Below are 8,784 nucleotides of genomic sequence, written 5' to 3'. Positions count from 1 at the left end.
GCCCCCGCTCCCGAGCCAGCCCCGGTTCCCGGTGGCGGAGGCGACGGGGGAGGCACGGGAGGCGGCGGCGACGCCGGAGACGGCGGGGCCTGACCCGGATACGGTGCACTAGGGTGTGGTCGTGCAGAGCAACGGCCACCTCTCCCCGCTGCCGCTCGACAGGGACCTGCGATCGCTCGGCCCCCGGGACCGGGTGCGACCCGGGGACGGGGCCGCCAGGGCGGTGCTGGACGCGTGGGGCGGACCGGTCGGTGAGCACGCGGTCGTAGGACGGCAGCGGTTCTGGACGCCGCTGCGCGTGATCATGATGTTCGCGGTGCTGTTCCTGGCGCTCGGGTTCTTCTCCAAGGCAGCCTGCCTGGTCACCACCAGCCCCACCGACGGCTCCGCGCCGGGGCTCAACTGGACCGGCCAGCAGTACTACAAGGCCTGCTACGCCGACCCGCTCCCGCTCTACGCGGTGCAGGGTCTGGACTCCGGTGAGCTGCCGTACCGGTACATGTGGGTGGGCGACGACGGCGGTGCCCGCTACATGGAGTACCCGGTGGTGTCCGGGATGTTCCAGTACGTCACCGCCCAGGCGGCCCAGGCCTGGCACGCGGTGGCCCCCGGCGGTCCCATCGAGGTGGTCAAGTACTTCGTCCTCGGCTGCGTGATCCTGGCGTTCCTCTGGATGGTCGCCGTGTGGGCCACCTACCTGTCGGCCGGGCGCCGGCCGTGGGACACGCTGCTCATGGCCGCCAGTCCGCTCATCATCTTCCAGGCCTTCACCAACTACGACCTGATGGCGGTGGCGTTCGCGTCCGTGGCGCTCCTGCTGTGGGCGCGCAGCAGGCCGGTCTGGGCGGGGGTCGTCCTGGGGATCGGCGTGGCGGCCAAGCTGTACCCGCTGTTCCTCTTCGGCGCCCTGCTGGTGGTGGCCATCCGCCGCAGGCGCTTCGTGGACCTGGGCAAGGCGGCCGTGGCGGCGGTGGCGGCCTGGTTGGCGGTCAACCTGCCGATCATGATCCCGTTCCCGGAGGGCTGGCGGGAGTTCTTCCGGCTCAACTCGGACCGCCCCGCCAACCCGGAGAGCATCTACGCCGTCATGCAGACCCTGACGGGCTGGCAGGGCTTCGACGCCGGGCGCGCCGCGGGCGAGGCCCCGGCCACGCTCAACACGGTGTCCCTGGTCCTGTTCGCCCTCGGCTGCGTGGCCGTGCTGGTCATCGGACTCACCGCCGCGACCACCCCGCGGATCGCGCAGCTGGCGTTCCTCATCGTGGCGGTGTTCCTGCTCACCAACAAGGTGTGGAGCCCGCAGTACTCGCTGTGGCTGGTCCCGCTGGCGGTGCTCGCGGTGCCGCGGGCCAGGCTGCTGGTGCCGTGGATGGTCTTCGACGCCCTGCTGTGGGTGGCGCACATGTCGTACTTCCACGGGGTGGCCAACAAGGGCATCGGGCCCGAGACGTTCCATCCGCTCGTCCTGGTGCGCGACCTGATGGTCGTGGCCATCTGTGTGGTGGTGATCCGCGAGATCTACCGGCCGCACCTGGACCTGGTCCGGATGGCGCACCAGGGCACACCCGAGGGGCCGGACCCCCTGGCCGGGGTGCTCGCGGACCCCGGCGAACCGCTGGTCGGACCGACGGTCCAGGAGAACGACGATCGTGACGGCGACGATCGTGTCCACGACGACCGTGACGACGACCATGACGACGACGAGGCCCGCGGGGTCCGACAGACGGAGGGCACCACCGGATGAGCACCAGTGCGATGATCTGGATGTTCGTGTGCATCCTCGTCGGATTCGTCTGCATGGTCACCGCCGCCGGCGGGCACCGCGCGGGGTGGCGCCAGCCCGTGTGGATCTCCTGGACCGTGGCGGCGTTCCTGTTCCTCACCGTGGTACCCGTGGTCCTGGCGCTGACGATAGGCCTGCGGCACGGCTGAGGCGGCTCGAGCGGGGTGAGGGGATTTCGTGGGCGGTCCTCAAGCGGGGTAGCCTTAGCGGGTTGCTGACGCAACGACCCTCCTGCCACGGAGATTCCGTGGCCGAATCTGTAGTCCACAGGAGGTGATGAGGTCCCATGCGTCAATACGAAGTGATGGTCATCCTCGATCCGAGTCTCGACGAGCGCACCGTGGCGCCGTCGCTGGACACGTTCCTCAACGTGATCCGGCAAGAGGGCGGTTCGGTCGACAAGGTCGATGTCTGGGGAAAGCGCCGCTTTGCCTACGAGATCAACAAGCAGACCGAGGGCATCTACGCCGTCGTGCAGATCAAGTCCGAGCCGGACGCGGTCAAGGAGCTGGATCGTCAGCTCGGTCTGAACGAGAACGTGCTCCGCACCAAGGTGCTCCGCGCCGACAAGTGACCCGGGTTCTCCGGCCCGCCCGCTAATCTGGGCGTGGTCGGTCGAGCTCCGATCACCACCACCTGAGCGTCAACACGGAGGACAAGCGCATGGCACAGGGCGACACCCCCATCACCGTGGTCGGGAACATCGTCGCGGACCCCGAGCTGCGGTTCACACCGTCGGGTGCCGCGGTGGCGAACTTCCGGATCGCCTCGACGCCGCGCCGCTTCAACTCCCAGACCAACCAGTGGGAGGACGGCGAAGGCCTGTTCCTCACCTGCAACGTGTGGCGCCAGGCCGCCGAGAACGTGGCGGAGTCCCTGCAGAAGGGGATGCGCGTCGTCGTCACCGGTCGCCTGCGCCAACGGTCGTACGAAACCCGTGAGGGCGAGAAGCGCACGGTGTACGAGGTGGAGGTCGACGAGGTCGGCCCGTCGCTCAAGTACGCCACGGCCAAGGTCACCCGCACCAACCGCGAGGGCGGCGGGGGCGGCTTCCAGGGTGGTGGCCAGCAGGGCGGCGGTCAGCAGGGCGGCGGATTCCAGTCCGGCGGCCAGCCGCAGGGCGGCTTCGGTGGCGGCCAGGGCGGCGGCCAGCAGAACGACGATCCGTGGGGCAGCGCTCCCCGGGCCGGCGGTTCCGGTGGCTTCGGCGGCATGGACGACGAGCCCCCGTTCTGATCCCAGGGTCTTTTCCCCGGGGCGCGCGATGCGCCCCACCCCATAAGCATGAGACATGACCTCGCGAGAGTCCGGCCCCGGTCGGCTCGTCGGAGGAAAGAAAGGTAGACGGATCATGAAGCTGATCCTCACCGCCGACGTCGACAAGCTCGGTGCGCCGGGCGACATCGTCGAGGTCAAGGGCGGATACGGCCGTAACTTCCTGCTCCCGCGTGGGCTGGCCATCGTGGCCACCCCGGGCGCCGAGCGCCAGATCGAGTCGATCAAGCGGGTCCAGGAGGCCCGTGAGGTGCGCGACTCGGACCACGCCAACGAGCTCAAGCAGAAGCTCGAGTCGCTCGCCGACGTCAAGGTCGCGGTCAAGACCTCCGACACCGGCAAGCTGTTCGGCTCGGTCACCGCGGGCGATGTCGCCTCCGCGATCAAGTCCGCCGGGGGGCCGGCGCTCGACAAGCGCGCCGTCCACATGCCCAAGGAGCACATCAAGTCGACCGGCGCCCAGAGCGTCGTCGTCGAGCTCGGGCATGACACGACCGCCAAGGTCGAGTTCGAGGTCGTTCCCGCCTGATCTCCCACGTAGGGCCCCGGTCGTCATCCGCGACGGCCGGGGCCCTCGTCGTGGACGCGACGAGGTTGTGGACCGCCTGTGGATAACCCCGACGGCAAAATACAACGGTGTCGGTTCCGATACCGATAATGTTCATCTTTCGTTACCTATTGCGTCGTTGAGCCGAGCGTGATACATGCCGTTCTCCACCGTCGCACATGCGAGCGAAGAGCCGCATGACCAGCACTTTTGTTCAGTTGCGACCGGGTAATCCACCGGTTGTCCACAGACGGACCGGCATCGGGCCAGCGAATCGGGAATTCATCCACAGTTGTCCACAGTCGGCCACCAACGATTGTGGAGAAACCTGTGGATAACTTGACGGGTGGCTGCCGGGCGTGTCGCCCCGGTGGCCTACAGTGAACTGGTCACGCGGGGCAGGCGAGTCGGCTCGGGAGTACCGCACGCCAGAGGCGTGAGGTGGAGAGGAGAGGTCATGGCGCAGGGGGGATTTGACGGATCCGACGAGATGCCGCCTCCGCCGGACGAGGGTGGACGCTCGGAGTTCGGTCGCACGCCGCCGCAGGACCTCACCGCGGAGCAATCGGTGCTTGGCGGAATGCTCCTCAGCAAGGACGCGATCGCGGACGTGGTGGAGGAGATCCAGCCGGGCGACTTCTACAAGCCGTCGCACCAGGCCGTCTACGACGTGATCCTGGACCTGTACGCCCGTGGCGAGCCCGCGGACGCCGTCACCGTGGCCGCCGAGCTTGACCGCCGTGGTGACCTCCGGCGCGCCGGAGGGGCCACCTACCTCCACACCCTCATCTCGACCGTGCCCACGGCCGCCAACGCGGGGTACTACGCACAGATCGTCTCGGAGAAGGCGATCCTGCGGCGTCTGGTCGACGCAGGGACGCGGATCGTGCAGTTCGGCTACTCGGGGTCCGAGGGAGCCGACGTGGCCGAGGTGGTGGACCGGGCGCAGGCCGAGATCTTCGAGGTGACCGAGCGCCGGACCACCGAGGACTACGTGATCATCGAGGAGCTCCTGCAGCCCACGATGGACGAGATCGACGCCATTCACACGGCCGGCGGGCTGAGCAACGGTGTCCCCACGGGCTTCGCCGACCTCGACGCCGTGACCAACGGGCTCCACGGCGGCCAGATGATCATCATCGCCGCCCGCCCCGGTGTCGGTAAGGCACTCGCCCTGGACACGGTGCTCCCGACCCCGGGCGGCGTGACCACCATGGGGAACGTGGGCGTCGGCGACCGGGTGCTCGGCGCCGACGGGCAGCCGACCGAGGTCGTGGCCGTGACCGAGGTGTGGGAGGACCGCCCCTGCTTCACCCTGCGGTTCAACGACGGCGCGGAGATCGTGGCGGACGCCGAGCACGAGTGGCGGATCGAGATGGGCGGCACCCACCAGACCGTCACCACCAAGTCACTCGAGACGCTGATGCTGGTGAGCGACTTCGGCATCCTGGTGCCCGAGAACGCCGGTTCAGGGCGCTCCGACCGCCTGATCATCGACGTCCGCGGCGCGCAGAGCGTCCCGGTCAGGTGCATCGAGGTCGCCGCCGATGATCACCTGTACCTGGCCGGTCCCACCGGGATTCCCACGCACAACTCCACCATCGGCCTGGACATCATGCGATCGTGCTCGATCAAGAACGGGCTCTCCTCCGTGCTGTTCTCCCTGGAGATGAGCAAGACCGAGATCGTCATGCGTCTGATGAGCGCCGAGGCGCGGGTCAAGCTCTCCGACATGAAGTCGGGAAAGATGAGCGACGAGGACTGGACCCGCATGGCCCGGCGGATGGGCGAGATCTCCGAGGCCCCGCTGTTCATCGACGACTCGCCCAACCTCACCATGATGGAGATCCGGGCCAAGGCCCGCCGACTCAAGCAGAAGCACGACCTCCGGCTGATCGTGGTGGACTACCTGCAGTTGATGTCCAGCGGCAAGAAGGTCGAGTCCCGCCAGCAGGAGGTCTCCGAGTTCTCCCGCCAGCTCAAGCTGCTGGCCAAGGAGCTCGACGTGCCACTGATCGCGATCTCCCAGCTGAACCGTGGCCCGGAGCAGCGCACCGACAAGCGGCCCCAGGTCTCCGACCTCCGCGAGTCCGGCTCGCTTGAGCAGGACGCCGACATCGTCATGCTGCTCCACCGGCCCGACTCCACCGAGCGCGACGACCCGCGCGCCGGCGAGGCCGACCTCATCCTGGGCAAGCACCGTGGTGGTCCGACCTCCACCATCACCGTGGCGCACCAGCTGCACTACTCGCGGTTCGTGGATATGGCGCGCGGGTTGTAGGTTGTCGCTGTGCGGTCTAGATTGACGAAATCACCTTCTAGATTGACGGTTGAACCAGCTGTTTGGGCGTCAGAATCCTCTTGACCAGGTGAAATCCAGAATCATCATGAGTCCGCCCGCTACGGCTCGGTCAATCTAGAAGTTCTGGGACGTGCATAGATGCTGGTCAGAAGGCTACAGGCTTTGTTGACTCTACAGACGTAGTTGTCGAGCTTTGCGGTTCCGTGGACAGTGCAGGTCACGAGGCATAACGTGAGTTCCGAGGACGGATGTCTACTCCGACTCGTGCTTGGAGGCCAACCATGTCGCCCGCTGATCATGCACCTCGCGTTGATCTTCAGCCTGCGCGAACCGGCAGGCCTCGTTTGCGTGCGCAGCAACTGAAGCCGAACGAGCGAGTCCTCGTCTCCGCGCGACTGCCAGCGGAGCTGGCCGCGCGGATCTATGAGACGGCGAACCGAAACCAGAAGCCAGTTAGTGGCGTTGTCGCTGACCTACTTGCGCAGGCTCTTGGAGATTCGGGGGCGGCCACAACTTAGAACAACACGGGCGGCGTAGAGCGCCGAAATGCGAAAGAAGGCCGGGGTGCCACCCGACCTTCTCGCTGGATCCGCCCACGCTTTCGCGTGGGACTTCACCTGTGATATCAGGACTTACCTCAGTGGAGGATTCCCTTGTCTTTTCTAGCAGACAGTTTCGAAACCCGGCTCGTCAACCTGGAGTGTTCCCGCTAAAGTGGCCACTGCAATTAAGCGGCGAGTTCGTATATGTCTCTGAATCCTAGTTCATACTCGGCTGGTGTCAAATATCCCAGTGTGGAATGTCGTCGTGCCCTGTTGTAGTACTCCTCGATCCAGGTGAATGTGCTCTTTGTGAGTGCTTTCAGGGTGGGCCATGGGCGCGTGTGAATGAGTTCCTTTTTGTAGCTCGCGAAGAATGATTCTGCGACCGCATTGTCGAAACAAATTCCAGTGCGCCCCAACGATCGTCGGATATTGTTTTTCGTGCAGTACTTGTCGAAGTCAGCGGACGTGTATTGAGTTCCGCGATCGCTGTGAAATATTACTTTTCCGGGTGGTCGACGACGAGCGATGGCCATGTCCAGTGCGTCGGTGACCAGCTCGGTGCGCATATGGTCGGCCACGGCCCATCCGACGACCATCCGGGAGTGCAGATCGATGACGGTGGCCAAGTACGCCCAGCCATTCCAGGTCCGCACGTAAGTAATATCGCCGCACCACTTGGTGTTCGCCTCGGCCGCCGTGAAGTCACGGCCGACGAGGTCAGGTGCAGGAACGGGGCGCTCTCCGGCGACGGTGGTGCGCTTCCACGCCTTCGGGTGGCGGCCTTCCAGGCCTGCGGTTTTCATGAGCCGCCACACCCGCTTGTGCGAGACCCGATGGCCGCCGGCGGCGAGCTCTGCGCGCATACGACGAACGCCAGGGCGGCCGTTGAGACGCTCGTAGAGGCACTCGATCAGCGTGGTCAGTTCGTCGTCCCGCAGGTCTCGAGCTGAGCGGGATTTGCCACGCCATTTGTAATAGCCAGAAGTCGATACGTCGAGTTGAGCACACATGAACGTGACCGGATAGGAATCGGATTCAGCCCAGTCCGCGATAGCCGCGAATTTCACCGCGGGTCTTTCGCGAACCAGGTCGCTACTTTTTTTGCGAACTCCGCCTCCATCCGGGCGTGTTTCACTTCTTCGCGGAGACGCTCGAGTTCCGCCCGCTCGTCCTCATTCAACGGGCGGTCAGACTCGCCGTTTCCCTCGTCTCGGGACTTCTTCACCCATTTCCCCAACGTCATCTCGTGAACGCCGATACTGCGTGCAACCTCGGCGATCGCACGACCATCATCGATAACCAAACTTACCGCGTTGGCCTTGTACTCGGGAGTGAAGCTCCGACGAGTCGATCCCATAATCTGCTCCCTCTATCTCGGGGGAACTCTCCGCTCATCTCCGCGTGTCCACCAGAACGGGAACGGTCCAACCCCTCGCGAGGTGTCTGATGACCGCAATCACATGGTCTTTTCGGTGGGAAGGCAAGCCGGAGGCACGGGATTGGTCGGAGGGCCTCCCGCCAACCGACTTCTCACGTATCACGCCGTTCCGGAAGGTACGTGCAAGTACGCGGTCGAAGAACATCCCCGCCCGAGCTTGGAGTCAGACCGTCGGTCGGGTGCTGGACGTCGAGTCCGGCCTTGAGCACGACCTCGTGCGAAAGCTCGATAGAGATCCGCAAGTGGAGTGGTTGGTCCCTCAGCCATGCCGAGTCTCATGGGTAACGCCATCGGGGCGAAAGTCCCATATTCCTGATGTCTTGTCGGTTGACGCGTCCAAGTTGGTGACGATCTGGGATGCCCGGCCGGTTGAGAAACAGGACGCGGAGTTCCTCGAAGCCGTTCCGGTCACGAGAGAAGCATGTGCGGCTTTTGGATGGAGCTACCAACTGTTCGCCGAGCTCGATCGGGTGGAGAAACTGAATCTGTTGTGGCTGCAAGGATTTCGTCGGCCACCGAGCTGGATCGACTCCGTGCGGCCTCTCATCATCGAGGAGGTTTGAATCGCCCCGGGTTTGATGGAGACATCGATTACCCGGGAAGGGATCATCAGAACCATGGGAGCACCTCGCAAGTACCCGGACGAGCTGCGCGAACGAGCGACGCGGATGGCGTTGGAAGCACTGGCCGACCCCGACCGCTCACACGGTGCGATCGTGCGTGTCGCCGAGCAGCTCGGCGTGCACCGCGAAGCACTACGGACCTGGGTCCGCAAAGCCCAGGCCGAGGGCCAAGACGCCTCGTCGGTCTCGGCTGATCGCGACGCCCGCCTGGCCCAGCTGGAGAAGGAGAACCGCGAGCTGCGGCGGGCGAACACGATCTTGAAGCAGGCGT

10 protein-coding genes are annotated in these 8,784 nt (G+C 65.4%); 8 read left to right on the top strand and 2 right to left on the bottom strand.

The features are described from left to right. The first annotated feature begins 121 nt into the window (after window positions 1-121). The 6 genes from G6018_RS06505 (at window position 122) to dnaB (ending at window position 5,886) form a co-directional block, all read left to right on the top strand. On the top strand, window positions 122-1,744 hold the full coding sequence (locus G6018_RS06505) for a glycosyltransferase 87 family protein (protein ID WP_347237816.1): 1,623 nt from the start codon (window positions 122-124) through the stop codon (window positions 1,742-1,744). Beyond that, window positions 1,741-1,932: a hypothetical protein gene (locus tag G6018_RS06500; RefSeq protein WP_179523918.1), complete on the top strand. Its 192-nt coding sequence runs from the start codon at window positions 1,741-1,743 to the stop codon at window positions 1,930-1,932. Before G6018_RS06505 ends, G6018_RS06500 begins: the two co-directional genes overlap by 4 nt. Before the next feature lie 137 nt (window positions 1,933-2,069). Then, window positions 2,070-2,357, top strand: a complete 288-nt coding sequence (gene rpsF / locus G6018_RS06495) for a 30S ribosomal protein S6 (RefSeq protein WP_107747067.1) — start codon at window positions 2,070-2,072, stop codon at window positions 2,355-2,357. 89 nt (window positions 2,358-2,446) lie between these two features. Next, window positions 2,447-3,019 carry a single-stranded DNA-binding protein gene (locus G6018_RS06490; RefSeq protein ID WP_179523917.1) on the top strand — a complete coding sequence of 191 codons (573 nt, stop codon included), beginning with the start codon at window positions 2,447-2,449 and terminating at the stop codon, window positions 3,017-3,019. 115 nt (window positions 3,020-3,134) lie between these two features. Further along, window positions 3,135-3,587 (top strand): 50S ribosomal protein L9, encoded by a 453-nt coding sequence (rplI, locus tag G6018_RS06485; RefSeq protein WP_179523916.1) that lies wholly within the window; start codon window positions 3,135-3,137, stop codon window positions 3,585-3,587. Window positions 3,588-4,095: 508 nt separating this feature from the next. Then, entirely contained in the window at window positions 4,096-5,886 is a 1,791-nt protein-coding gene (dnaB, locus tag G6018_RS06480; protein ID WP_182639201.1) for a replicative DNA helicase, read from the top strand. 748 nt (window positions 5,887-6,634) lie between these two features. Here the strand turns inward: dnaB and G6018_RS06475 are convergent. Next, the gene (locus G6018_RS06475) at window positions 6,635-7,519 is read right to left on the bottom strand and encodes an IS3 family transposase (protein ID WP_202959127.1); all 885 of its coding nucleotides are present in this window, start codon (window positions 7,517-7,519) and stop codon (window positions 6,635-6,637) included. Further along, window positions 7,516-7,809: a transposase gene (locus G6018_RS17115; protein WP_095719256.1), complete on the bottom strand. Its 294-nt coding sequence runs from the start codon at window positions 7,807-7,809 to the stop codon at window positions 7,516-7,518. The genes G6018_RS06475 and G6018_RS17115 overlap by 4 nt, the downstream gene beginning before the upstream one ends. An 89-nt stretch (window positions 7,810-7,898) precedes the next feature. Between G6018_RS17115 and G6018_RS06470 the strand changes: the two genes are divergently transcribed. Both G6018_RS06470 and G6018_RS06465 read left to right on the top strand, forming a co-directional pair. Then, window positions 7,899-8,453 carry a TnsA-like heteromeric transposase endonuclease subunit gene (locus G6018_RS06470; RefSeq protein WP_182639199.1) on the top strand — a complete coding sequence of 185 codons (555 nt, stop codon included), beginning with the start codon at window positions 7,899-7,901 and terminating at the stop codon, window positions 8,451-8,453. Window positions 8,454-8,507: 54 nt separating this feature from the next. Then, on the top strand, window positions 8,508-8,784 hold a 277-nt coding region (locus G6018_RS06465; RefSeq protein WP_182639198.1), incomplete at its 3' end, for a transposase.

Source organism: Dietzia sp. DQ11-44 (assembly GCF_014145205.1).
In the GTDB taxonomy this organism is placed as follows: Bacteria; Actinomycetota; Actinomycetes; order Mycobacteriales; family Mycobacteriaceae; genus Dietzia; species Dietzia natronolimnaea.
This window is presented reverse-complemented; position numbering and strand designations above follow the sequence as displayed.

Excerpts from the sequence above, each read along its gene's own strand:
- G6018_RS06500 (WP_179523918.1), top strand. The coding sequence starts at position 1,741 with ATGAGCACCAGTGCGATGATCTGGATGTTCGTGTGCATCCTCGTCGGA.
- rpsF (WP_107747067.1), top strand. The coding sequence starts at position 2,070 with ATGCGTCAATACGAAGTGATGGTCATCCTCGATCCGAGTCTCGACGAG.
- G6018_RS06490 (WP_179523917.1), top strand. The coding sequence starts at position 2,447 with ATGGCACAGGGCGACACCCCCATCACCGTGGTCGGGAACATCGTCGCG.
- rplI (WP_179523916.1), top strand. The coding sequence starts at position 3,135 with ATGAAGCTGATCCTCACCGCCGACGTCGACAAGCTCGGTGCGCCGGGC.
- dnaB (WP_182639201.1), top strand. The coding sequence starts at position 4,096 with ATGCCGCCTCCGCCGGACGAGGGTGGACGCTCGGAGTTCGGTCGCACG.
- G6018_RS17115 (WP_095719256.1), bottom strand. The coding sequence starts at position 7,809 with ATGGGATCGACTCGTCGGAGCTTCACTCCCGAGTACAAGGCCAACGCG.
- G6018_RS06470 (WP_182639199.1), top strand. The coding sequence starts at position 7,899 with ATGACCGCAATCACATGGTCTTTTCGGTGGGAAGGCAAGCCGGAGGCA.